The sequence below is a fragment of the Paenibacillus jepli genome, from assembly GCF_047238105.1.
Lineage (GTDB): Bacteria > Bacillota > Bacilli > Paenibacillales > Paenibacillaceae > Paenibacillus_D.
Genome location: NZ_JBDFMD010000001.1, coordinates 4510750 through 4535303 on the forward strand (window position 1 = coordinate 4510750; position 24554 = coordinate 4535303).

General features: G+C 60.1%; 18 protein-coding genes. 9 read left to right on the forward strand and 9 right to left on the reverse strand.

Annotated elements, in window-relative coordinates:
• Positions 1-407 precede the first annotated feature (407 nt).
• Complete coding sequence (locus ABC336_RS19505) at positions 408-1319, reverse strand: DUF6612 family protein (RefSeq protein ID WP_413240226.1); 912 nt, start codon at positions 1317-1319, stop codon at positions 408-410.
• A gap of 377 nt (positions 1320-1696) precedes the next feature.
• Complete coding sequence (locus ABC336_RS19510) at positions 1697-2233, reverse strand: helix-turn-helix domain-containing protein (protein WP_413240227.1); 537 nt, start codon at positions 2231-2233, stop codon at positions 1697-1699.
• A 35-nt stretch (positions 2234-2268) separates the two neighbouring features.
• On the opposite strand from ABC336_RS19510, the gene ABC336_RS19515 reads away from it, so the two are divergent.
• Complete coding sequence (locus tag ABC336_RS19515) at positions 2269-2772, forward strand: hypothetical protein (RefSeq protein WP_413240228.1); 504 nt, start codon at positions 2269-2271, stop codon at positions 2770-2772.
• A gap of 7 nt (positions 2773-2779) precedes the next feature.
• Here ABC336_RS19515 and ABC336_RS19520 read toward each other — a convergent pair whose 3' ends face one another.
• Positions 2780-3802 (reverse strand): LacI family DNA-binding transcriptional regulator, encoded by a 1023-nt coding sequence (locus ABC336_RS19520; RefSeq protein ID WP_413240229.1) that lies wholly within the window; start codon positions 3800-3802, stop codon positions 2780-2782.
• 127 nt (positions 3803-3929) lie between these two features.
• Here ABC336_RS19520 and ABC336_RS19525 point away from each other — a divergent pair, with 127 nt between their 5' ends.
• On the forward strand, positions 3930-5291 hold the full coding sequence (locus tag ABC336_RS19525) for an FAD-dependent oxidoreductase (protein WP_413240230.1): 1362 nt from the start codon (positions 3930-3932) through the stop codon (positions 5289-5291).
• A 359-nt stretch (positions 5292-5650) separates the two neighbouring features.
• On the opposite strand, the gene ABC336_RS19530 is transcribed toward ABC336_RS19525, so the two are convergent.
• On the reverse strand, positions 5651-6565 hold the full coding sequence (locus ABC336_RS19530; RefSeq protein WP_413240231.1) for a helix-turn-helix transcriptional regulator: 915 nt from the start codon (positions 6563-6565) through the stop codon (positions 5651-5653).
• Between the two features lie 121 nt (positions 6566-6686).
• Here ABC336_RS19530 and ABC336_RS19535 point away from each other — a divergent pair, with 121 nt between their 5' ends.
• The gene (locus tag ABC336_RS19535; protein ID WP_413240232.1) at positions 6687-9401 is read left to right on the forward strand and encodes a glycosyl hydrolase family 95 catalytic domain-containing protein; all 2715 of its coding nucleotides are present in this window, start codon (positions 6687-6689) and stop codon (positions 9399-9401) included.
• 72 nt (positions 9402-9473) lie between these two features.
• Here the strand turns inward: ABC336_RS19535 and ABC336_RS19540 are convergent, their stop codons facing one another.
• The 3 genes from ABC336_RS19540 to ABC336_RS19550 form a co-directional block, all read right to left on the reverse strand.
• Positions 9474-10172, reverse strand: a complete 699-nt coding sequence (locus tag ABC336_RS19540; RefSeq protein ID WP_413240233.1) for an oxidoreductase — start codon at positions 10170-10172, stop codon at positions 9474-9476.
• Between the two features lie 89 nt (positions 10173-10261).
• Entirely contained in the window at positions 10262-11038 is a 777-nt protein-coding gene (locus ABC336_RS19545) for an ankyrin repeat domain-containing protein (protein WP_413240234.1), read from the reverse strand.
• Between the two features lie 33 nt (positions 11039-11071).
• Positions 11072-11836: a helix-turn-helix transcriptional regulator gene (locus tag ABC336_RS19550; RefSeq protein WP_413240235.1), complete on the reverse strand. Its 765-nt coding sequence runs from the start codon at positions 11834-11836 to the stop codon at positions 11072-11074.
• Between the two features lie 225 nt (positions 11837-12061).
• Here ABC336_RS19550 and ABC336_RS19555 point away from each other — a divergent pair, with 225 nt between their 5' ends.
• Both ABC336_RS19555 and ABC336_RS19560 read left to right on the forward strand, forming a co-directional pair.
• Positions 12062-13222: a Gfo/Idh/MocA family protein gene (locus ABC336_RS19555; protein WP_413240236.1), complete on the forward strand. Its 1161-nt coding sequence runs from the start codon at positions 12062-12064 to the stop codon at positions 13220-13222.
• Between the two features lie 42 nt (positions 13223-13264).
• Entirely contained in the window at positions 13265-14410 is a 1146-nt protein-coding gene (locus tag ABC336_RS19560) for a DUF2264 domain-containing protein (protein ID WP_413240237.1), read from the forward strand.
• A gap of 2 nt (positions 14411-14412) precedes the next feature.
• Here the strand turns inward: ABC336_RS19560 and ABC336_RS19565 are convergent, their stop codons facing one another.
• The gene (locus tag ABC336_RS19565) at positions 14413-15306 is read right to left on the reverse strand and encodes a helix-turn-helix transcriptional regulator (protein ID WP_413240238.1); all 894 of its coding nucleotides are present in this window, start codon (positions 15304-15306) and stop codon (positions 14413-14415) included.
• A 139-nt stretch (positions 15307-15445) separates the two neighbouring features.
• Here ABC336_RS19565 and ABC336_RS19570 point away from each other — a divergent pair, with 139 nt between their 5' ends.
• The 4 genes from ABC336_RS19570 to ABC336_RS19585 all read left to right on the forward strand — a co-directional run bounded on the left by ABC336_RS19570 (position 15446) and on the right by ABC336_RS19585 (position 23199).
• A complete protein-coding gene (locus ABC336_RS19570) occupies positions 15446-17341 on the forward strand; it encodes a beta-L-arabinofuranosidase domain-containing protein (protein ID WP_413240239.1) in 1896 nt (631 codons plus the stop codon).
• A 145-nt stretch (positions 17342-17486) separates the two neighbouring features.
• Positions 17487-18569 carry an acyltransferase domain-containing protein gene (locus tag ABC336_RS19575; RefSeq protein ID WP_413240240.1) on the forward strand — a complete coding sequence of 361 codons (1083 nt, stop codon included), beginning with the start codon at positions 17487-17489 and terminating at the stop codon, positions 18567-18569.
• A gap of 340 nt (positions 18570-18909) precedes the next feature.
• Positions 18910-19674 (forward strand): sugar phosphate isomerase/epimerase family protein, encoded by a 765-nt coding sequence (locus ABC336_RS19580; protein WP_413240241.1) that lies wholly within the window; start codon positions 18910-18912, stop codon positions 19672-19674.
• Positions 19675-19725: 51 nt separating this feature from the next.
• Positions 19726-23199, forward strand: coding sequence for a DEAD/DEAH box helicase (locus ABC336_RS19585; RefSeq protein WP_413240242.1), 3474 nt, complete (start codon positions 19726-19728; stop codon positions 23197-23199).
• A gap of 55 nt (positions 23200-23254) precedes the next feature.
• Here ABC336_RS19585 and ABC336_RS19590 read toward each other — a convergent pair whose 3' ends face one another.
• A complete protein-coding gene (locus ABC336_RS19590) occupies positions 23255-24460 on the reverse strand; it encodes a Bcr/CflA family multidrug efflux MFS transporter (protein WP_413240243.1) in 1206 nt (401 codons plus the stop codon).
• Between the last annotated feature and the right edge of the window lie 94 nt (positions 24461-24554).

Genomic DNA, 24554 nt, shown 5'->3' on the forward strand with positions numbered 1-24554 from the left:
GTTAAAAATAAAAGAAATCTGGGGACAACAGCGATCGGAAGATCGATCCGTGACTGTAGGCTTTCTTTTTTCAACAGCCTGACTTTTAGCTTTATTATCCTGGCGAAGCGTGGAATCGAAGCGCCTATAGACGATGCGGCGAACTACAGCGTACAGACGGAGGCTACCGGGCTGATCGTCAGGCTATTACACGGCCCAACAACATGCGACGTTGGTTGGGAAGCCGGTAATACTCTGCAGAGCTTGTAGCGGCTGCCCTTCACCTAGAGCCGCAAGCTTGGCCCCAACGCAAAAAACGAGCGACCCTGCTTGCGCAGATCGCTCGTTTTTTAGTACTGGTTGTTCCGCCGTTGCTTACGAAGCTTGTTTTGCATCGCAAAACTTTTAGGCGCAGCCGTTGCTCATGCTTATTGCTCCAACTGAGGCATGCTGTCTCCCATGGAAGGGGCGTTCAACGCTTCTTCAGGAACAGTGATCTCGTCGATCTCGTTGTAATTGGAGAAGGTGCTGTCCATCTTCATATCCATCTCCATGGTGCTGCCGTCCTGCTCCATTTTCATCGACATCTCGATGTTCATGGTGACAGGCAGGTAGTCATCCTTGCGCACGGTGTAGACGAGGAGCATCTTTTCAATGTTCATCTGATCCATCATCGCTTCCATGTTCGGGTCTGCTCCGCCGCCAGCGCTGCCCATGATTTCACGGGACAGTTCCTTGACGTTTTCGCCGGAGACATCTGCAGTCAGCACATAGTTGTCGCCTTCTTCAGTGACGGTGGTTTCATTGGCAATCGCTTTGAAATATTCCAGCTGTGTCTCAGGACTGGCTTGCTCCTGGATCTGAGCGATCATATCCGCTTCGCCTGGCAGCTGCATCCATTGGTCGGCAGTATACATGTAGATGCCTTCTGCCGTGATGTACTGGATGACCTCCTGCGTTTCGCCCAGGCCCGGCATCTCGATCGACATCTCTTGATAGGCGGTGAGCGGGTTCTGGATCATATCGCTCTTCACCGACATCTTCATATTTTGCGATTCTCCGTCAAAGACCATATCCTGGTCAGAGACCATCTCCATGGAGAAGCTCTCGAGCGCCTGAGAAGCAGCCGCGATATTGGTGATCAGTTCTTCAGCTGTCGGGACATCGCCGCCTGCCGGCTCTTCCGGTTCATTGTTGCCCCCGTTATTCGTTGTTGCATTGGTGCCGCCGGTTCCGGTCGTGTTGTCCGGTGTATTATCATTCGTCCCGCTTCCGCCGCCGCATGCTGCAAGCAGGGTTGCCAGCATGACAATTACCATTACCATGTACCATTTTTTCAATTTTGTTTCCTCCCAGTGGTTTCTCTTTGTATTGGCAAGTAAATTTTGGCTTTCATAACACTCCGCCTCGATTTACCAAAACCCGATTCGGCTTCTTATTATTCCATAAGTTGACATGGAAAGTCATGATAACCAGGTCACAAAGTTTTGTGCCCTAGGTCTCGGTTTTACTCCGAAGCTAGCACATTTATCCATTAACCTGTATTTTATTAGGTCAATCATCCCAGCCCAAATAATCGTCGCAAGCGACAAAATCGTCAGCTCAGCGAGGACGGAGTATGGAGAGTCCGCAGCTTCGGGTCGCTGTATATCGAACGGGTGGATGAATATCCGCAGGTCATGATTAGCGCGGGCTGAGCGCCTGCGGTTTGTGACGATTAACCTTTCGGATTGCCGCGATAGGCGGAGGGAGACAGTCCGATCACCTTCTTGAACAGCCTGGAGAAGTAATACGGGTCAGCTATGCCCAAGGTAAGACTGATCTGTTTGATGCTGTATTCGGTCAGATCCAGCAGCTGACAGGCCCGCTGCATCTTCATGCGAAGGTAATAGTCGATCGGCGAGTAGCCGGTATGATGCTTGAACAGATGATGGAGATGCTGCTTGGAGATGCGCGTATGGACGACCAGCTCTTCAATCGTCATCTGCGTCTCGAGGCGTTCCTGCATGAGCAGCATCGCTTGCTCGATGTAAGCGTGGCTCCGGATCTCCTGCCGGGCAGGCAGCAGCCCGAGGAAGCTGATCAGGTAACGTATCGTATGCGAGACATGAAGCTGATGGGCGATGGAATAAGACTTGCTCGACAGCAAGTCATAGCATTGGTGGAAGAGCTCGATCAGCCGTTCTCCGTCGGCAGCGGAGGACAGCTGGCGCACCCCCTCCGGCGCACCGAGCTCGGCGAGCAGCGCGGACACCTGCTCGCCTTGCAGGTGCTGAGCACGTCCGAGGGGTGCCGGAGTGGCAGGTGTCCATCCTGCCCGGGATCGGGGATGAGCGTCTTCACTGCAGCCAGGGCACGCTTCACTACCGTATGGAGGGATGCTTCCAGACGCTGGATGTGGGAGTTGCTGCGTATGAGCCGCAGATCGCCGTGGAATATCCATTGGAGCGCAGCGCGCAGATCATGATCGATACGGCTTGGCCAGAGCAGGTATCCGACATCTTCCTGCAGGTCGCCTATGACGGCGATGTGGCGGCAGCCTATCTCGATAATCGGCTGCTGACCGACCATATCCATTACGGCGAGCCATGGGCGATCGGTCTCAAGCAATTCCGCGAAGACCTGGAAGGCAAGCAGCTGCACTTGGCGATTACGCCGCTCCGCCGAGGCACTGTGCACACCTTCGTCAATCAGGCGCTGGTCGAACGGTTTGAAGGCGAAGAGATCGCCGTATTCCACGAGATCCGTCCGGTGCCGTATTACACCGCTGCGCTATTCCTGGCTCATCGCTAAGCCACTCTTAGGCTAGTGGCGCGATCGTCTGGCCATCATAGAAGCGGCCGGCGATCCGGATGTGCTCGATGGGCTCGCTCGGGTTGGCCAGCCGCCACAGCAGCTTGTCGGCCGCCTTGTACCCGGTCTCCCGGATCGGCAGCACAGGGCGGCTTAGCTCCGGGTATGCGACCGGGGCCCGGTTGGCCAAGCCAATGACGGAGATATCCTCCGGGACACGGCAGCCCAGTCCCGCGAGCGTCCCCAGGAGCCGCTCGACATCTTCGTCGAGCCCGGCAACGATTGCCGTCGCCCGGCAGGCGGCCAGCTGGTCCCTCAGCTCGCTTGCAGTCCAGCCGCCGGGCACCAGCAGGCCGGCATCGGCAGCGAGGCCGTGCTCGGCCATCATCTCCTGGAACGCCTGCCATCGCCGGAGGTAGCCCCGCTGACTGTCGACATCTCCAACATACAGGATTCGCTTGTGGCCCAGCTGTACGAGCTTGTCGACGGCCATGCATACGCCTTCGAACACATCCCAGATCACGCTGTCGACCTGCGAGAGCGGTCTCGGGTAGTTGATCAGCACCTTGGGCACCGGCAGAGAGAGCAGCTTGCGCTCCATGCTGTCGGTGATCAGCCGGGGCGCGATCAGCAGACCGTCCGCCTCAGCTACGCTGCCCGCCTCCAGCCATGCGGAGAAATCGCGGTCGGACAGATCCTTGTCCAAGGTATAGCGTTCCAGCCGATGATCCAGCTGATCCAGCCGCGCTGTCAGACCTTCGGCCAACTGGATATTATAATTGCTCGACTGCCTCGATTGGACCAACACGAAGCGCAGCTGGAAGGTCGGGTAAGGTGCGATGCCCCGGCTCGCCATCTCCCTGGCCTGAGCGACGGTCAGATACCCGCGCCTGAAAGCGGTGCGGAGGACGCGGCTTCTCGTCTCCTCCGACATGCCGGGCCGTCCGCCCAATGCTTTGGATATCGTCTGGATGGATAAGCCCAGCTCACTGGACAGATCCCGAAGCGTCACTGCTTTTCGTGTCCCCATTGCCTCTCCCGCCTTCCCTATCCTTAGTATACAACCGTCTGTAGCCTCTAGTTTAAACTAAAGTTAAACTACTGTCACAGACGCTCCCGCTTCATAATGAAATTACATGAACAGGGAGGGATAAGCAATGAAAACAATCGAGACGGATATCGTCATCTGCGGCGGCGGCCCGGCCGGCATCAACGCTGCGCTGGCGGCTGGCCGCAGCGGTGCGCGGACACTTTTGATCGAAAGATACGGATTCCTGGGTGGGATGTCTACGGCAGCGCTGGTCTACCCATGGATGACCTTCCATACGATGGCAGGCAAGCAGGTGATCGCCGGTACGGCCCAGGATATCGTCGACAGGCTGATGGCGGCGGGCGCGTCGCCTGGCCATGTCAGGGATACCGTCGGCTTCGTGCGTACGATTACGCCGTATGATCCGGAAGTGTACAAGGTGCTGATCGTCGACATGCTGCAGGAAGCGGGAGTCAAGGTGCTGCTGCACAGCCTGGTCGATGAAGTGGTGACCGAGCAGGGCAGCATCCGCGCTGTCCGCCTTGCTACCAAGGCAGGCAAGTACGAGATTCGGGCAGCCCAATTTATCGACGCTAGCGGCGATGCCGACCTGGCTTACTTGTCCGGCGCGCCTTGTCTGAAGGGTCGGGACAGCGACAAGCGGACCCAACCGATGACGATGAAGTTCCGGATGCGGGGGGTGGACCTGACCCGAGTAAAGCAATACATGCTGGAGCATCCCGACGAGTTCTACAAGAAGACGCCGTTCGATGAGCTGCCCGAGCTGCCGCTCTCCGGCGTGCTAGGATACTACAAGCACTGGCAGGCGGCCGATCTGCCGATCAACCGCGACCAGGTGCTCTTCTTCACGGGGCCCGGGGAGGACGAGGTGCTCGTCAACACGACGCGTGTGCAGGGGCTGGACGCGACAGAGCTGGAGGATCTGACGGAAGGCGAAGTGCAGGGCAGGAAGCAGGTGCAGATGGTCGCCGCGTTCATGCGGGGACTGCCCGGGTTCGAGCGTGCTTCGCTCGCCTCGGTCGGCACACAGATCGGCGTGCGGGAGAGCCGCCGCATCGCCGGGCGTTATACGCTGGAGGCTGACGACGTCGTGCAGGGACGGGCGTTCGACGACTGCATCGCCCGCAGCGGCTACCCGATCGATATCCACGATCCTTCCGGCAAGGGCGTGCAGGCGGCATGGGTACAGGGTGACGGCGCCTACGATATCCCTTATCGCTGCCTGCTCCCCCAGGCCATCGACAACCTGCTCGTGGCCGGCCGCTGCATCTCGACCTCGCATGAAGCGCTGGCGACGACGAGGCTGACGCCCAGCTGCATGGCGACGGGCCAGGCGGCGGGGACGGCGGCGGCGCTGGCATGGCGGCAGGGACGGACTCCGGCTGCGATCGATGTTGCCGAGCTTCAGGCCCAGCTGGTCCGGGACGGAGCGCTGCTGCGGAGCGGGCAGACGTCAGGGAGTATGTAGGAACGATGCGATTATCATAGTCATCATGCTCAAGGCGACCCTTGGTTAATGGGGGTCGTTTATTTTTTTGTTGAGGAAACTATGCAACATCCTAAATTGTTGATAAATAGGTTTATGGAATAGGGAAGAAAACGGCTGTGGGTAGCGCTCGTTCCACGAGCGGACACAGTAGGCTAATTTCGAGCAGGGACGAGTTTTTAGCTCGACTTACGGACAGAGGATACGTAATCGGTCCAAAAATGGCGCTTCACGAGCACAAAACCAGCACATAACGGATCGTGTGTCCGTAGGGCCTGCTCCGGGTAAGCTTTTGGTCGAAATAGGAGCTATTGTGTCCGTGTCGGCAGTGCCAGCTAGCTTCATCTTTTCCCGAGTGACCGATATAGGGAAGCGGTCATGCCGTATTGCTGTTTGAACGACTGACTGAACCGCTTGTGCGTGGCAAACCCAACGCGTTCGGCAATCGAGCCGATGGGCATGTCCGTGGCTGCAAGGAGCTCTGCCGCGGCGCTCATCCTTGATTGCCTTTTTTTCTCCTGAAAAGAGACGCCGTATTGCTTGTGCACCATTCGTTCCGTTTGCCGAGTACTCAGTCCCAGCTTGTCGGCAAGCTGTTGGAGCGAGATCGAAGCATATTCATATAGAAAGCTATCTTCTATGGTTAACAGCCTGCTGTCATCCAGGTTTTTTGTCGGTACGGCGTCTTCGAGAGAGGGATGAGTCTCGTACTGTCTGATGGCTCGAATCACGATCATTTCGAGTATGCTGGTCGCGATCCGGTGGAAGCCCAGGCTTTTGTTCGCCAGCTCTCCGGCCAGCAATTCGAACAGGGGCATCAAGCTTTCTTTGTCTTTGCCAATCCAGAACGGCGTTCCTATTAGCTGGTCTGCAAGCGTACTTGATGAGTCACCCGTGTAACGGGCATCTGCAGGCTTCGTTGCTGTAGAGAGCACCTCAAAGAAGATACAATATTCTGCCATCGGATCGCTTGGATTTGTCATCTGCTCATGCATGACATTGGGACCGGTCATGAATAACGTTCCCGGTTCTATCGGGTATCGTGCGCCATTGGCGAGCAGTGTGCCTTGGCCGCTGGGAATATAGTGGAGCTCATAGCTGCCGAGACTATGACTATGCTCTCGCATCGACCTATGGAATACCCCGTATTTTACGTACAATACGTTCAGGACAAGCCCGTCCAGCGGGAACTTGATATCCATATTGCCAATATCAATTCTGGGCAGCTTCAAACCATGTCGTCTATCTGTCATCATGCGACACCTCAAGTATGCGTCTAGTCGTCTTCTTGCATAACGGCAAGGGATGCGCGGCGTTATACTGGTAGGATAGCATGAATGATTCTGGATGGCTAACAGGTAATGGGGAGGAATTAGTATGAGAGGGAATAGGAATCGTAGATATCGCAAGGGCAATCACGCCTTCACTTGGACGGAGGTACTGCCAACGAATCCGGGTTATGCCTGGCGGGACGGGATGGTTAGCGGCAACGGCGAGAACGGATACATCACTTCAGGCTCACCCTATTCCGATACGTTTATTTTTCAATATATGTGGTACAACTTCCCGTCTGGCGATCCCCGGTTTATCCCGGAGGAGCTGACGGGTCAGCTGGAAGAGGCCAGAAGTCACGTCTTCGCGCTGGATGACCAGTGGACGATCAAGGACGAGCGGGGCGGACGCCGTCGTCGTCCCTTCTATTATAGTTATCATCCGGGCCATCAGCTCAGACTGTCGGTGCAGCGCCGGGGGAGCTTGGCCGCATATGAGCGCTGGACCAACTACGAGACAGCCGAGACCGGCGTAGCCTACACTGATGAGTATGGAGCATGGGAGCGGACGTCCTTTACGTCCAGGGCCGACAATGCGACGATCACCCGATTGACCGGCTCCTCGTCAGGGGCCAAGCTCAACCTGGTGGTCTCCATTGACGATATCGCAGGAATGAGCCGGGCCCACAACGGGATGTCCGAGGTCGAGGGGCTGCGCTACAAGAAGCAGGTCCCAGACAGCGCAGACTATATCGCCCAGGTCGTTCACTACCCATCTTACGCGGGAAGCGAGCTGGCGGAGGGCGGGTATGCTGGTGTGACGCGTGTCGTTACTGTGGGCGGCGGTAAGCAACGGATTAAACTGGAGAATACGGGGGAGTCCATGAATGTGGGGGAGACTCGCAATCCTGCGGTACTGATTACCGACGCTGATGCGGTATATTTGATCAGCTGCAGCGGGCGCACACATGACATGGGACCGCTTGATGCATTCGCCGGGATGGATGATTACGCCTTGCTGGGCCGGTTGCTCGGGCAGACGGATGCTGTTATGGAGCGTTATGCTGATGAGACGGGAGGGCTGGATTACGACTCTGCTGTGACGGCACATGCCCGTCTTCATCAAGCGGAATTCAATGCGGTCGAGCTGAGCCTGGCTGGCAATGACGCTGACACTGACAAAGGACTGGATAATGAGTCGTTGATTCGGCTGCAGCAAGGCTCCCCAGGCCGGATTAATCAGGCCTTCCTGGAGCAGATTTACCACCAGGGCCGCTACGCGATGGTGTGCACTGGCGGAAGCAGCGCGCCTCGCTTGTGCGGACTCTGGACCGGCGAGTGGAATCCGGGGTGGCGCGGCATCTACACTCTCGACGCCAATGTGAATCTTCAGGTCGCTGCCATGAACACGGGGCATTTAACGCATGCGCCGCTGGGCTACATCACCTTTTTTCTGCGCAATGCGCCGGACTTTGCAGACAACGCCAGGATGGCTTATGGGATGCATGATGCCTTGCAGGTGTCGGTCAATTCCGACGGTGACCGGGGCATGCACATCGAGTATGACAATGACTATCCGTTTCAGTATTGGAATGCGGGCGCGAGCTGGTGTCTGCTGCCGATCTTTGAATTCTGGCAGTGCAACGGCAACCGCCAGATCCCGATCCGCGAGGAGATGCGGCTGGGCGAACTGCAGCCCATCCTCTCCGTGCGGGATGGCGGTTTGACGGATGAAGAGCTGGCACGGTTGAAGGAGAAAGGCATCCTCGATCTGGAGCGTGATATCTTGCTGCCGCTGCTGACGAAGCAGGCGAACTTCTGGGAACAGCTCTGCACGCCGGAGTACTATACAGACGCGGAGGGCAACGCATGTTATGAGCAGGGCAAATCCGAGCTGCTGCCAGGGGAAAAGTACATCCTCATCCCAACGTATTCGCCGGAGAATCACCCGATTGGCTACAGCAGCACGATCACGGCGAACGCCACAATGGACATCTCGGCCGCACGGGACGGACTCGGCATGGTGATCGCGATGGAGCGGACCGTGAAGCGGGAAGGCTACGAAACGGCAGTTGCCAAGTGGGAGGCGCTGCTGGCGCTGCTGCCTGATTATCAACATGATGCCGATGGCGCGCTTCGCGAATGGGCGATGAGCGAATATGAGGAGAACAACGATCACCGGCACCTGAGTCACCTTTATGTGGCTTGGCCGGCCTATGAGACAGAGCATGATGCGACGCTCGCCGAGGCTTCCGCCCAGGCGATCCGCAACCGCAAGGCTTACAACAGGAGCGATGCGACAGCCGGTCATGGCTGGATGCATCAGGCCCTCGTGGAGGCCAGGCTCAAGGATGGCGAAGGCGTCGTTGCTTCGCTGCTGCCGATGATGGCGGGCACCGCGTATTATCCGTCCCTCATGACCGACCACGATACCAATCGGCGCAACCACACGTATTGTACGGACACGTCTTTTGGCTTGGTGGCGGCTGTCCATGAAGCCCTGGTGTTCTCCCATACAGGGGTGATTGAAATTCTGCCCGCCCTGCCGTCCGATTGGACTGCCGGCTGCATTCGCGGCCTGCTGACCCGGACCCGGATCGAGGTGCGCAGCCTCTCATGGGATGTGGAGCGGCGGACGGCGGAGCTGGTGATCCGTTCCGGCAAGGCGGATAACCATGTGCTTATTCGTGCTGGTGTCCCCTGGATCGGGGCTGCGGTCAACGGTCGTTCTGTCCAGGCGGAAGGGGAGGGCAGATCCGCTCATATTCGCTGCGAGCTGGATGATCAAGAGGAAGCGACGATTACCTTTGCGCTGAGCTAATATCAGATCGTTGTATGCCCACAAGAGCTGTCCCGTAGCCTACGCAGGTTCTGGGACAGCTCTTTAACCTATCTACTCTGCTGACGCCGCAAGCCGGGCAATCCCGTCCGACTCCAGTACTTCAAGACTGGGGCCGTCCTTGCGCGCTGTCGCGATCATGGCCCGCGCCACGTCGCGGCCTTCAATTGCTTTGTACTTGGCCAGCGGACCAACCATGAGGGCGCTGAGCGGCCGAGCCAGCACGGAGGCTAACCACTCGGCGGGTCTGCGCTCGCCGCGTTCGCCCAGCAGCAGGGAAGGTTGCAGGATGACCAGGCGGGGGAGGCCGAGGGCAGTCAAGTCGCGTTCCACCTCTCCCTTGACCCGGCTGTAGAAGACCTTGGAGCGCGCATTGGCACCCATGGCCGTCACAATGAGGTAACGGGCCGCGCCGGAGCGCTTGGCGATGTGTCCCAGCTCGACCGGATACGTGTAATCTACCCGCCGGAAGACTTCCTGGCTGCCGGCTTTCTTGATGGTGGTGCCTAGCGTACAGTAGACGTCAGCGTCCCGCAGCCAGGCGCCGTCTATCTCCTCTTCCAGCCGGTCAAAGGATATCTGGCGCTCGTCCAGCTTCGGATGCGTCAGTCCCAGCTCTCGCCGCACAAGTGCAATTACGCGATTGTAGGCCGGATCTTCCAGCAGCAGCTGCACGAGTTCCCGGCCCACCAGTCCAGTTGCTCCCGCAACGACGGCGGTTAAATCCGGTGTTGATGCGACAGTTTGGTTCATGAATCCAGCCTCCTATCTTTTAATCCGCCCCTGCCCGGCCCCGTCCGACGATGACGTCATCTTCGGGGGCATCAGGAGGGATGTCCTCCTCAATCCTGAGCCGATTGTCCCCCTTGGCTTACCAGCCACGACACTGTGTCCGTGGCGCCACTGCGCTTCGCCGCGTCCAGCGGCGTCAACCCATCCCATACCGCTCGCCAGTTCAGTTCCGCGCCCTGTTGGAGGAGGTGTGCTGCTGTTTCCTTTTGTCCTCCGTGACAAGCGCACCAGAAGGCAACGGTCACCTTATCCGGCGGATAATTACTGGAGGCTCCCCAAGGATAACGCTCTTCAAGCCAATTTCCGGCAAAATGGGCCTCTACCACATCTAGCTGCCCAAGGGCTGCTGCATGCCAAAGTGCCATCCGAGCTCCTCGCTCGACTAATCGACGGGCTGCCTCCCATTGGCCAAAGGCGATGGCGTCGTCTAGCGGCGTACCGCCAGCGATTACTGCACCTGGTGATTCCAGGTCGGCACCGGCATCAAGTAGCGCATCCAACACGTCGATATCATTACAGCTCGCAGCCCAATGAAGCGGCGTCTCGGTGTGCGGACCAGCGAATGGGGCGTTCACCTCTGCGCCGAACTGGATTAACAGGTTTACAGTAGCCGAACCGCTGGGGAAATGACCCGGCCAGTCGGTTGCCACATGCAGCAATGTCCGGGAGATCCCGGACCCTTGGCTGCTGTTATCGCTTTGCACAATTCTTAACCTTGCCAGGCCTGGATGATCGACCAGCAGCTGCCGCAGCGATAGCGTATCGCCCGTATGAATGGCCTGTACAAGAGAAACGGCCAGCGCTTCATATTCATGTATACATTCCATCTCCATTGTTCCTCCTTGGCAGGTCCTGCTTCGCTATAACGTATCCACACCCCGCCGACTCCGGTATTCACTCGGCGTCACGCCCATGTGCCTTTTGAAGCGGGTGCTGAAATAGTAAGGGTCAGTGAATCCGGCCCGCTCCGCCGCTTCGCCCACCGTGTATTCCCCGCTGACCAGCAGTGCTGCGGCTTTGTTCAGACGTACCCGGTGAATGTACTCGGCAATCGTACACCCTTCTGTCTGCTTGAATAGAGCTCCGCAATAGACCGGATGCAGCCCCACCAGCTCAGCTAATCCCCGTACAGTAATGACGCCCTCATAATGCTCGGCAATATGACGCTTTATACGCTCCACGTGCAGGTTGCCGGGACGGTTCGCTGCCTCATCATAGATGAGCTTGTGCAGCAGCAGCGCGAACAGCGCCTGGCACTTCAACTGATAGCCGTTGCGGCGCTGCAGCCATTCGTAGTTGATCTCACGGCACAACGTCTCGAATTCCTCCAGCTCCCGGTCCAGGATTCGGACGGGCAACGGCAATCGCTGACCCTCCGCCAGGTCAAAGTTCATGGCCGCACAGCGCATGCCGGAGGTAGTGGCCCAGCGGTCGCTTCCGGCGGGGATATACAAGATATCTCCGGCTCGCGCATGGATTTCTTCCTCGTGTACGACGAAACGGGCCTCGCCTTCAAGAAGAAAAGTCAGCGAGTGGAACGAAATGAAAGGATTCTCCAGACGCCAGTTGGGTGTACACGTTTTCACTACAAAATAGGTGAGCAGGGGCTGAAGCACATCTTGCATGGACCTATCCCTCCTGCACATAAAGTTCGCTGCGGGTACTGCTTGTATGCGTCCAGTATAGCAGGCGCTTCGCGTCATGACCAGGCGCAGGTTCTGCTGCAGGAACCTCTGCCCATGGGGGAAGCAATCTTTAATTTGCACAAATATCCTGTAATCGCTCCATTCAAGCAGGCAGAAAGCCGGTGCTATAATGAAGCCAAACATTCATGAAATGGAGGCGTCATCATGATTCATGTAGCGATCATTGGGGCCGGCAACATCTCATCAGCCCATATCAAGGCCTATCAGGCTTTCCCGGAACGGTGCAAAATTGTCGCCATCGTCGATATTCAGCCTGGCAAGGCAGCGGCTGCCGCGGAGCAGCATGCCCTCGAGGCGGACACGCTGGAGCAGTACGATGCCCTGTTGGGGCGGGAAGATATCGATCTGGTGAGCATCTGTACGCCGCCTTTTACCCATGCCGATCTGGCAGAGTCGCTGCTCCGGGACGGCAAGCATGTGCTCGTAGAGAAGCCGATGGCCTCTTCGCTTGCCGAGTGCGACCGGATGATTCGGGCTGCCGAGGCGAGCGGCAAGGTAATGTCAGTCGTCGCCCAGAACCGGTTCCGCGACCCGATCATGCAGCTCAAGCAGATTCTGGACGGAGGCAAGATCGGCCGCGTCGTTCATGCCCAGGTCGATTCCTACTGGTGGCGGGGCCATTGCTACTACGATCTGTGGTGGCGCGGCCTGTGGTCCAAGGAGGGCGGGGGCCCGACGCTCAACCATGCGGTGCATCATATCGATATGCTGGGCTGGATGATGGGGCTGCCGACCAAAGTGTCTGCGATGCTGAGCAATGCTGCGCATGACAATGCCGAGGTCGAGGACATCTCCGTGGCGGCCTTGCAGTATCCGGGCGGAGGGATGGCCCAGATTACGAGCTCGGTAATTCATCATGGCGAGGAGCAGCAGATCATCTTCCAGGGCGAACACGCCCGTATCTCTGCCCCGTGGAAGGTCTATGCCTCGCAGTCGCTGAGCAATGGCTTCCCGGAGCGGAATCCCGATCTCGAGGCCGAGCTGGAGCTGGACCGGTCGAAGCTGCCGGTTGTCGAGCACACGGGGCATAAAGGGCAGATTGATGATGTGCTGACGGCCATCGAGACGGGCAGCGAGCCGCTTGTGACGGGAGAGAGCGGGCGAATGACGCTGGAGCTCATTACGGCGATCTACAAGGCGGGCTTCGAGGAACGGACCGTGACGCTGCCGATCGCGCCGGACGATCCGTGTTATACCGCAGAGGGCATCGTGGCTCAGGCGCCGCGTTTCTATGAGAAGACTGCATCTGTACGAGAGCTGGGATCGGGTGTGGGCATTACAACAGGCAGCGATTATCGATCGTAAGAGAAGAGGCGCGGTACGGGATCACTTCAAGGGGGACACACGATGACGGAACACTTGCATACGAGGGCGTATTGGCTGGAAACGATGCTGCGCATCGCTGGCCCGGTGCTGGAGGCTTTGTCCCGAAGAGAGCTGAAGCAGCGGCTGCCGGAATTCCACGCCGACCGCAGCGCGTTCGCTCCGCTGGAGGCACTGGGGCGGCTGGCCTGCGGCATCGCGCCATGGCTGGAGCTGCAAGGACTGCCCGAGGCGGAGGAGCGCCTGCGCGAGCAGGCCGCACGTCAGCTGCTGGAAGGGATCGACTCGGCCACGGATCCGGATTCTCCGGATGCGATGAACTTCGAGAACGGCGGTCAGCCGCTGGTCGATGCAGCCTTTCTGGCGCATGCGCTGCTGCGGGCTCCCAAGCGTCTGGCGGGAGGACTGTCGCCAGCGGCCAAAGCGCGTGTCATCGCCGCTCTGCGGAAGACGCGGCGGCAGGTCCCGCACGGCAGCAATTGGCTGTTCTTCAGCGCCATGGTAGAAGCGGGGCTCCATGCATTGGGCGACGAGACCTATGACCGGATGCGGGTCGCCTACGCCGTCCATATGTTCATGAAATGGTATAAGGGCGACGGCGCTTACGGAGACGGCGAGCCCTTCCACTGGGATTACTATAACAGCTTTGTCATCCAGCCGATGCTGGTCGACCTGGTGCGCACCTTCGGCAATGAGATGGCAGACTTGCGGGAGCTGGAGCCGGTCGTGCTGGAGCGGGCGCAGCGCTATGCGGCCGTCCTGGAGCGGATGATCTCGCCGGAGGGCGCCTATCCGCCGATCGGCCGGTCGCTCACTTACCGGTTTGGCGCGTTCCAGCTGTTGTCGCAGGCGGCGCTCCAGCAGTTCCTGCCCACGGAGCTGGCGCCCGAGCAGGTGCGCTGCGCCTTGACGGCGGTCATACGCCGGACGATGGCAGCGCCAGGCACCCTGGATGCCCAGGGCTGGCTGCAGCCGGGCTTGGCCGGGCATCAGCCTTCGCTGGCAGAGGGGTACATCTCGACGGGCAGTCTGTATCTGTGCGCCGCGGTATTCCTGCCGCTGGGGCTGCCGCCGTCCGATCCGTTCTGGTCGGCGCCAGATGCGGACTGGACCTCCCGCATTGTGTTCGCCGGAGGCGACCACCCGGCCGATCATGCGATCAGGCGCTGAGCTTACCCGCTGCCCGGCGGCGTACGATAAAAGTGGCTCAGATAAGACGATGGCGATTCGCCCATCGTCTTTTTGAATACCCGGCTAAAGTAAAACGGGTTGGTGTAACCGACCTGCTTGGCAATCTCCGAGATGTTGAGACTGGTGTCACGCATCAGCGCGACCGCCTGCTCGATACGCAGCTTCGTGTGGGCCTGGACCACCGTCTGTCCGGTAAGCCGGCTGAAGGTAGCGGAGATGTAGCTGTAGTTGAGCTGCAGCTGTCTGCTCAGAGCATCAGCGTCGAGTTCCTCCCGGGCATGCTGCTTGAGGTAGGACATGACGCGCCCGGGCAGGGCTGCTGCCTTGCCCTGCGGCCGCTGAGGATCGCCAGCTTCCCCGGCGGCGCGCTGCAATTCCAGGAACAGATATACCTGCACGCTGAGCCAGGTCATGCGGTGAGGCACTCCGCGTTCCCGGCTCTGGCGGAGCAGCTGCTCCAGCCGCTGCCCGAGCGCGGCATGCCATGGCGTGGAGCCGTATTTGGGCAGAGCCAGCCGGTAGCGGTAGTGCTCCGGATGATAGAAGCTCAGATCCGGCAGCGGCTCCTGCCCGTCATCGCTGGCCGATGCCAAGCCCGGCGTCCGGAAATGAATCCAATACCAACCCGTCCCTGCCTCGGAGGCGCGTGGACGTCCGTAGTGATGGAGTCCTTGCTTCAGGAACATATGCTCGCCGGGTCCAACCAGGTACTCCCGATCCTCCTCTATCACCTGCATCCTTCCCGAGGCGACGAACAGGAATACGTTGAAGCCCAGCACCCGATCGGGATGGGTGTAGACAGTCTCGCTCAGGTTCCATCCGATGTCCTGGACGAGCGGCAGCCGGTCGGCTGCCAGATAGATGTCGGCCTCCACGCCACTCACTCCCCTCGCGCGTGATAAATAATATAATCCAAATAAAAGACATGGAATAGATAATGGTTGCATTTAACCTTCATTTTATCATCTGTAGACTACTAGTATAACCCAAAAAATAGACAGGAGTTGGATCGGGATGCATATTCCACTGAAGCAGGCACGACCGGGGGCCGTGCGTGTCACGGATCCGGCGCTGCAAGCGAGACAGGCGCGCAATACGGATTACATCATGAGTCTGACCAATCAAAATCTGCTGCGCAGCTTTTATCTGGAAGCGGGGCTGTGGAGCTATAGCGGTGACGGTGGCACGACAACGGAAACGTCCACGGTATCCGATACCCCGGAGCACTGGCACTGGGGGTGGGAGGCGCCGACGTGCGAGCTGCGGGGCCACATAATGGGTCACTGGCTGTCGGCTGCGGCGCGGATCTATGCGCGCAGCGGCGACCCGATGGTGAAGACCAAGGCCGATACGATTGTATCGGAGCTGGCGCGCTGCCAAGAGGCCATGGGCGGCCGGTGGCTGGCGGCATTTTCTGAATCGGCGATGCACCGGCTGACGAAGGGGAAGTGGGTATGGGCGCCGCATTATACGATCCATAAGCTACTCATGGGACTGCATGAGATGCATACGCTGACGGGCAACGAACAAGCGCTGCAGATCATGAAGGGGATGGCCTCTTGGTTCCATGAGTGGACGGGGACGCTCTCGTCTGGGCAGATGGACGAAGTGCTGGATATGGAGACGGGCGGGATGCTGGAGTCATGGTCTGATCTGTATGCAGTCACGGGCGAGGCGAGTCACCGGGAGCTGATCTACCGGTACGACCGCCGCCGCTTCTTCGACCGGCTGCTGGCTGGCGAGGATGTGCTGACCAACAAGCACGCCAATACGCAGATCCCTGAGATCCTCGGGGCGGCCCGGGCTTGGGAAGTGACAGGCGATGACCGCTTCCGGCGCATTGTCGAGACATTCTGGCACTGCGCAGTTACAGAACGGGGCTATGTGGCGACAGGCGCGGCCGACGACGGGGAGCTGTGGATGCCGCCGCAGCAGATGGCCGAGCGGATGGGCGCCGGGCAGGAGCACTGCTGCACCTACAACATGATGCGGCTTGCGCATGTGCTCCTGCGGTGGACGGGGGAGGCGCGTTACGCCGACTACTGGGAACGCCGTTTCTGGAACGGTACGATGGCCCAACAGTCGGCAGCGGATGGCATGGTCAGCTACTTCCTGGGCGTGGCTCCCGGCAGCCGCAAGAAATGGGGGACCCGGACCCGGCACTTCTGGTGCTGTCACGGCACGCTGATGCAGGCGCACGCCGCCTATGACGAGCAGATCTGTCTGCAAGACGAGGAGGGGATCGTGCTCAGCCAATGGCTGTCCGCAGATAGCGAGCTAAGGATGCCACACGGCGTGACAGTCCGTCTGTCGCTCCAGCAGGACGGCCAGCACGGCGTGAAGCCGGCGGACGGATGGTCGGTAGGGGGCATGCGCCAGATTACCAAGCTCGATATCCCGGCTATCCCCGCCCATCGGCCGGACCGCATGATCTACAAGCTTAAACTTGCGGCCAACCACCCTGCAGAGTTCCGTCTGAAGCTGCGGATCCCGTGGTGGGTGGCGGGGCAGCCGGTACTGTCCATCGACGGAGAGGCGGTGGACGCGACGGTGGGTGCCGATTCCTACATCCGCTTGTACAGAAGATGGGAGCAGGAGCATGAGCTGCGGATCGAGCTGCCGAAGCGGCTGGCCATGGAGCGTCTGCCGGGCAGCGAAGCCCGCTATGCGATCCTGGACGGCCCGCTCGTCCTGGCGGGCCTGACCGAAGAGGACCGTGCGCTGTATGGCGATCCCGAGCTCCCGGAGACGCTGCTGATCGCCGACCGGGAGCGCCATCACAGCTGGTGGCGGACGGGCAGTTACCGGACGCTGGATCAGGAGGTCGGGCTGCGGTTCGTGCCGCTGATGGATGTGGACGATCAGCCGTACGGTGTCTATTACCGGGTGGAGCCTGCACAATCTTCTTAAATAAGCCGCACATCCCTCTTAAAAAACTTCATAGGCGCAGCCGCCGATCCGTGGTAAACCCGCAGTTCAATCTAAATTCGCTGGCGCGCAGGCAACAGGTCTGTTAAAATAACCGCAACTTGAAAAGGAATGCGAGGAGAGAAGGATGAACAAGCTATCCGACCACATCACCGATCCAGCCATGCTGGAGGCGATGGCGCGGGTCGAGGCGGTGGCCAAGTCCACCCCTTGGCTCGGCGCGCTGACCGAAGAGTTGATCGATAAGCTATACGGGGAAGGCGGCAGCACGGCTTTCTGGTCGTTTTATACGGTCCGACGCGAGGAAGTGGGGGATGTGCTCGGGGAGGACGCCGACTGCTATCTGGCGTATGTGTACGAGTGTGCTTATCCCAAGCTGGCCGCCCTCTATCGGGAGAGAGGGTATCCAGAGCAGGTGCTGGCGGCGACGCTGCGCGACTTCGACATCCGTGTGCACAACTACCGGGGGATGTACGGTCGGGCGGGCATCGATGACTACAACTGGCTGACCCTGCATATGACAGCGTCGCTTGTTCAACTCGGCCGGCTGCAGTATGTGTTTGACAAGCGTTCCAATTATGGAACGCGCATCTACCGGAGCAGACGGGATGGCGCACTCCTCGTCGTAGCGGAGGGCGGTCAGCCAATCAACGACAAAGGGTTCATCTCTCATGAAGACCCGGTGTTCCATACGGTCTTAACAGAAGACGAAGAGCGGATTACTGCCCATCTGATCAACGTGTGCGGCGACGTGCTCCGTGACCAGACGGTGCTGGATCTACAGGAGTATGAGTGTCTGCTGCGGGACGGCGATCCGGTGATCGACATTCACATCCCGGCCGAGGGCAAGCTGGATATCGATGCCTGCCGATCCTCCCTGGACGAAGCCTGGACTTTTGCACAGCGTTATTACCCGGATATGGCCTACCGGGGATTCGTATGCGCAAGCTGGCTGCTGAGCGACGAGCTTGCGGAGACACTGCCGCCAGCATCCAATCTGGTGCGCTTCTCCTCTCTGTTCACCCGGTGTGCGGGAGCGGAAGGCGAGCATAGCCTGATCTATCGCTGGATCTTCGGGATGGACAAGGAGCGGGAGGCTTACAGGACGCATGAAGCGACGACGACGCTTCAGCGCGGTGCCCACAGGCTGATGGATGAAGGGCGATGGTACCGGGGGCGTTCCGGCTTTCTGCAGTGGCCTGAGAGTTAATTTACTACATCCGGTAATTCTAAAAGGAATCTGCACGCAGTGGGGCAGGTTCCTTTTTCGTTTGCCTTGGCTCCATCCATCACGAAGTTCACAAGACGAACGGCGAGATCCTGCGCGATGCGATAAAAATGTGCGGCGGCAGCGAATCGGGCGCAAGCTGCGCTCATTTTGGATCAGCTGCTGCTGAACGTGTTGCGGAACGCTTGACTCAGAGTGGGCAAGCCCTATAGCCATTTGATTATGCATCGTCTGATCGGGTCGCACCATGTACGAACGGAGCAGGGCGCGGTATAGTAATGGAAGAAGCGAGAAAACCTTTTCAAAGGATGGTGCTTTTTCGATGACGATGACACTTGGCGCGCAGTTGTACACGGTCCGCAACTATGTCAAAACCGAAGCGGACATCCGCTTCACCCTGAAGAAGATTGCCGAGATGGGATATACCACCGTGCAGGCTTCGGCGCTGGGGCCGATCGCCCCGGAGCGGCTGCGCGAGATCTGCGACGAGCTGTCGCTGAAGATCGTGCTGACGCATATCCCGCCTGACCGTCTGCTGGGCGAGACGGAGCAGGTGATCCGGGAGCATGACGTGCTGGGGTGCGATTATGTCGGCATCGGCAGCATGCCGGACAAATACCGGACGGCGGAGTGGTACAGCCATTTTGCCGAGGATTTCCGTGAACCGGCCAAGAAGCTGGCGGCAGCGGGCAAGCTGTTCATGTATCATAACCATAACTTCGAGTTCGAGAAGATCGGCGGCAAGCGGCTGATCGAGCGGCTGGCCGAAGACTTTGCCGCCGATGAGATGGGCTTCACGCTCGACACGTATTGGGTGCATGCCGGCGGCGCAGATGTGGTGCAGTGGATCGAGCAGTTGGCGGACCGTCTGCCGTGCGTCCACCTGAAGGACATGGCAGTGCAGGGCAGCACCCAGCTGATGGCGCCGGTGCTGGAAGGCAACATGAATTTCCATGCCATCATGCAAGCGCTCGAGAAGGCCGGCTCGACGAAGTATCTGCTGATCGAGCAGGACACCTGTCAGGGCAGTCCGTTCGACTCGCTGCAGACGAGTTATACCAATCTGGCGGCGCTGGGCTACAAGTAAGGTGCGATACTGGAATGACAACGAACCCTCCCGGCTGGGAGGTTTTTTGCCGTGGTGGAGCCAAGGACGGCTGGCAGCGTGCCTGCAGAGGAAAAAAGGTTCGTTGGAGCGGTCGGCGAGGCAGGTGGAGCTGCTGCAAGGGAACATGGCGTCCGCTGCAAGAAGATTGGCGCGGCATCTCATACAGAGACCGCCCCGCACTATGCTATAATGGCTGTACTTATGGACGAAGGGCGAGATCGAATGAAGGTTCAGCTAAGTTTGCGCACGATCCAGTCGCTGTGCGGCCAGAGCGCGTTGCGCAAGGGCGAGGCGCTGTGCCGGGCGGGCAAGGTGACGGTGGCGCTGCAGAGCATAGATGAGACCCGGGCCGTCTATGAAGCGGCTGTCCGGGACGGCGGCAGCAGCCGGGCCACGGTTGAGGTCCGTGCAGACGGCACGGTGGCGGCCAGCTGTGCCTGCTCGCTGCATTTTGCGTTTGATAAATATTGCAAGCATGTCGCCGCAGCCTTGCGGCAGATTATGGCCCTGCAGCAGGAGGAGGAGGACGACGGTGCCCCGGATCTGCCGCAGCAGGCCGCAGCCGAAGGAGATCTGCGGCTGGTCAGCCGGCTGCTCGATGCCTTCCGCTACGAGGCTCGCAGCAGCAGCGGGGAACGCGGGCTGATCGAGACGCGCCGGCCGCTGGCGGCCGAGTTCATCGTGGCGCCCTATACCGGGGGCAGCCGCAGCGGACTGCTGGGCATCGAGCTCAAGGTGGGAGAGCACAGCCGATACGTGGTGCCGGATATCCGCGAGTTCCTGCGCCGCTTCGAGCAGGGCGAGGTGTATGATTTCTCCCGGCACTTCACCTACGATCCCGGCCGTCATTGCTTCGGCGCCGGCGAGGATGAGCTCCTCCGCCTGTTGCTGGAGGTCCGCCGCAGCGAACGGCTGCAGCGCGAGGCCGCGGGGGCGCTCTATACCGGCGAGGTGGGCGATCCGCGCACGCTGCCGCTGCCTCCCGCAGCTTGGGAGCGGCTGGCTCCCAAGCTGGCAGACGCGCCGTATGCCAAGCTGAAGATGGACGAACGCGCCATGGCTCTGCAATGGGCAGACGCGCTGCCGGTCCGGTTCGTCTTCGAGCACGCAGACAGCGGCGGCTGTCAGCTGGTCGCCGAAGGGGTCGGAGAGCTCCGCGTGATGGAGGCGTACGGCCTGGCGATCGCCGCCGGCAAGCTTGTCCGGCTGAAGCCCGAGGCTTCCCGCAGGCTGACCGAGCTCCAAGCGGTCATGAAGAGCGGCGGCTCGGAGGCGATCCGGGTGCCGCAGCAGCAGCTCGGGCCGTTCATGGAGCGGGTCGTCCCGGGACTGATGCAGCTGGGCGAGGTCCGGATCGCGCCGAGCATCGCCGACCGGGTCATGCAGGCCAAGCTCGCCGCCCGCGTCTATCTCGACCGCGTCCGCGACCGGCTGCTGGCCGGATTGGAATTCCAATACGGCGACATCGTCATCAACCCGCTGGAGGACCGGGAGGAGCGGCGGGGAGAGAGCCGGATCCTGATCCGCGAGGGCGAGCGGGAACTGCAGATCCTCGGCCTGATGGAGGCCTCGGGGTTCGTGCGGACGGAGAGCGGCTATATCATGCAGGACGAGGAGAGCGAATACGAGTTTCTGTACCGGATCGTGCCGCAGCTCGAGCAGGTGGCGCGGATCTATGCCACGTCGGCGGTCAAGGAGCGGATCTATATCGACCACCCGCCGCCGCGGATCGAGGTCGACGCAGACCGGCGCACCCAGTGGCTGGAGTTCAAGTTCCGGATGGACGACATTCCTGAGACAGAGATCCGCGAGGTGATCCGCTCACTGGTCGAGAAGCGCAAGTATCACCTGCTGCCGAGCGGGGCGCTGCTGCCGCTGGAGACCGAGGAGATGCAGCGGATGGTGCGAATCCTTAATGATGTCGGCCTGCCGCCTGGCGAGCGAGGTGCCCCCGTCTTTCGCCTGCCGCTGGCGAGAGGGATCCATCTGCTCGAATCGGGGGGAACCGGGGACGGGGGCCTGCGGCCGGGCAGATCGCTGCGGATGCTGCTCGAGCACCTGCGGCATCCGGCCCATCTCGAGCACCCGGTACCGGAGCAGCTGGCGGCCGTGCTGCGGGACTATCAGCGCGAAGGCTACCAGTGGATGAAGACGCTGGCCCATTATGGACTAGGAGGCATCCTCGCCGACGATATGGGGCTCGGCAAGACGCTGCAGAGCATCGCGTATCTCGTCTCCGTGCTGCCGGAGATCCGGGAGCGCCGCGAGCCGGCGCTGATCGTTGCCCCGGCTTCGCTGCTGTATAACTGGCTTGGCGAACTGCGACGCTTCGCACCCGAGCTCCAGGTAGCCGTAGCTGACGGCGGGCGTACCGCCAGACACGCGATCCTGGATCAGGCGGGCGAACTTGATGCGGTCATCGTCTCCTATCCGCTGCTGCGCAGAGATGTGGGCCGCTATACCGAGCGCAGCTTCCATACGCTGATCCTCGACGAAGCCCAGATGATCAAGAATGAGGTGACGCAGGCGGCACGGGCGGTCAAGGCGATAACGGCGGCCCACCGCTTTGCCTTGACGGGTACGCCGATCGAGAACCGGCTGGAGGAGCTATGGTCGATCATGGATGCGGCCCAGCCGGGCCTGTTCCCGGACCGCAAGGCGTTCGGCGAGCTCAGCAGGGAGCAGGTAGCCCGGCTTGCCCGGCCGTTCCTGCTGCGGCGGATGAAGCGGGAGGTGCTGACGGAGCTGCCGGAGAAGATCGAGTCGGTCCACGTCTCCGAGCTGCTGCCTGAGCAGCGCAAGCGCTACGCCGCCTACCTGGCCAAGCTGCGGCATGAGACGTTGAAGCACCTGGACGAAGAGGATTTCGCCAAGAGCCGGATCCGCATCCTCGCCGGACTCACCCGACTACGCCAGCTGTGCTGCCATCCGGGGCTATTCCTGGAGGACTATACGGGCGGCTCGGCCAAGCTCGATCAGCTGCTGGAGATTGTGGATGAATGCGGCCGTTCCGGGCGGCGGCTGCTGATATTCTCGCAATTTACGGGGATGCTGCAGATGATCGGCCGCGAGCTGGGGTACCGTGGTGTGCCTTACTTCTATCTGGACGGAGGGACGCCGCCGCCAGAGCGGGTCGAGCTGTGTGACCGGTATAATGCAGGGGAGCGGGATGTCTTCCTGATCTCGATGAAAGCGGGAGGCACCGGACTTAATCTGACTGGCGCGGACACGGTGGTGCTGTACGATCTCTGGTGGAATCCGGCCGTAGAGCAGCAAGCGGAGGACCGGGCCCACCGGATCGGCCAGAAGCGGGTCGTCCAGGTGATCCGGCTGCTGGCGCGGGGAACGGTGGAGGAGAAGATGTACGAGCTGCAGCAAAAGAAAAAAGCGCTCATCGCCGAGATCATCGAGCCCGGCGAGGGCGCATCTGGCGTCCTCACCGAGCAGGATGTGCGCGATCTGCTGGATCTGGAGCCGGGGTTGTGGCGTCAACACAAGTCGTGACTAGCAAGCAGGCGCATCTGCGTATTATACGGATGCGGCTTGTGCTGCGACCAGCCTATTGGCCCGACGAGGCGGTGCCGGAACCGGGCCTGGCCAGACCATAGAAGGCCAGCAGCGCCAGCAGACTCGTCGCCAGGATGACTGCGCCCATCGGCACGGCCGTGGTCTCGCCGGCGATGCCGACCAGCGGAGAGACGATGGAGCCCAAGGCGAAGGGGAGCAGCCCCAGGAGCGCCGAGGCGCTGCCGGCGACATGGCTCTTGGTCGCCATGGCGAGCGCGAAGGATGAGGTGGCGACCATGCCGATGGAGCCGACGAAGAAGAACATTGGCACGACAATCATGAACAATGGACCGTGCAGCAGCACCGCCACCAGCATCGAGGCGCTGGAGACACCGGCGATCATCAGACCGACCTTCATGAAGGTCAGCTCGGATATCCGGTGCGCGAGCCGGCCGACCATCTGGCTGCCGATGATCAGGCCGATGCCGTTCGCCCCGAACAGGATGCTGAACAGCTGCGGCGACGCGCCATAGATCGACTGATAGACGAACGGCGTGCCTGCGACATATGCGAACACGCCGGCGATCATCAGCCCTTGCGTGAGCGCGTAGCCGGCAAACTGGCGGTCCCGAAGCAGATCGGCGAAGTTGCGGAACGTCTGGCCGAGATTGGCGGGCACGCGCCGCTCTACCGGCAGCGTCTCCTGCAGGCGCAGGGTGACGATGATCAGCAGCAGGAACGCGATCACGCCGAGGACGAGGAAGACCCCGCGCCAATCGGTGTAGAGCAGGACACCGCTGCCGAACATCGGTGCCAGGATCGGCACCAGATTGCCGACGAGGACGAGCAGCGAGAAGTAGGTGGTCAGCTCTTTCCCGTGATAGACGTCGCGGACGATCGCCCGCGAGATGACGATCCCGGCAGAGGCGGCTAGTCCCTGCAAGAAGCGTCCGGCGATGAACAGCTCGATCGTCGGCGCGAAGGCGCAGGCGACGGAAGCCAACATATACAAGAAGATGAAGATGAGGACAGGCTTGCGCCGGCCTTTGACGTCGCTCAGCGGTCCCGTGAACAGCTGACCTACTCCGAGACCGAGCAGACAGGCCGTGAGGCTGAACTGCACCAGGGATGCTGTGGTATTATAATCGGTGGCGATCGCGGGAAATGCGGGCAAATACATGTCGATCGTCAGCGGACCAAGGGCGGACATCATGCCCAGCAGGAGGGCAAAACGGATCGGGTGCGGGTTGTTGGTCATGGTGCAGCAATCCTTCCAGTAGATAATTTGAAGATGAGTTAACGCATTAGGCAACTGTAATAAATCAAGTTACAAATGTCAATGGATTTCGTAT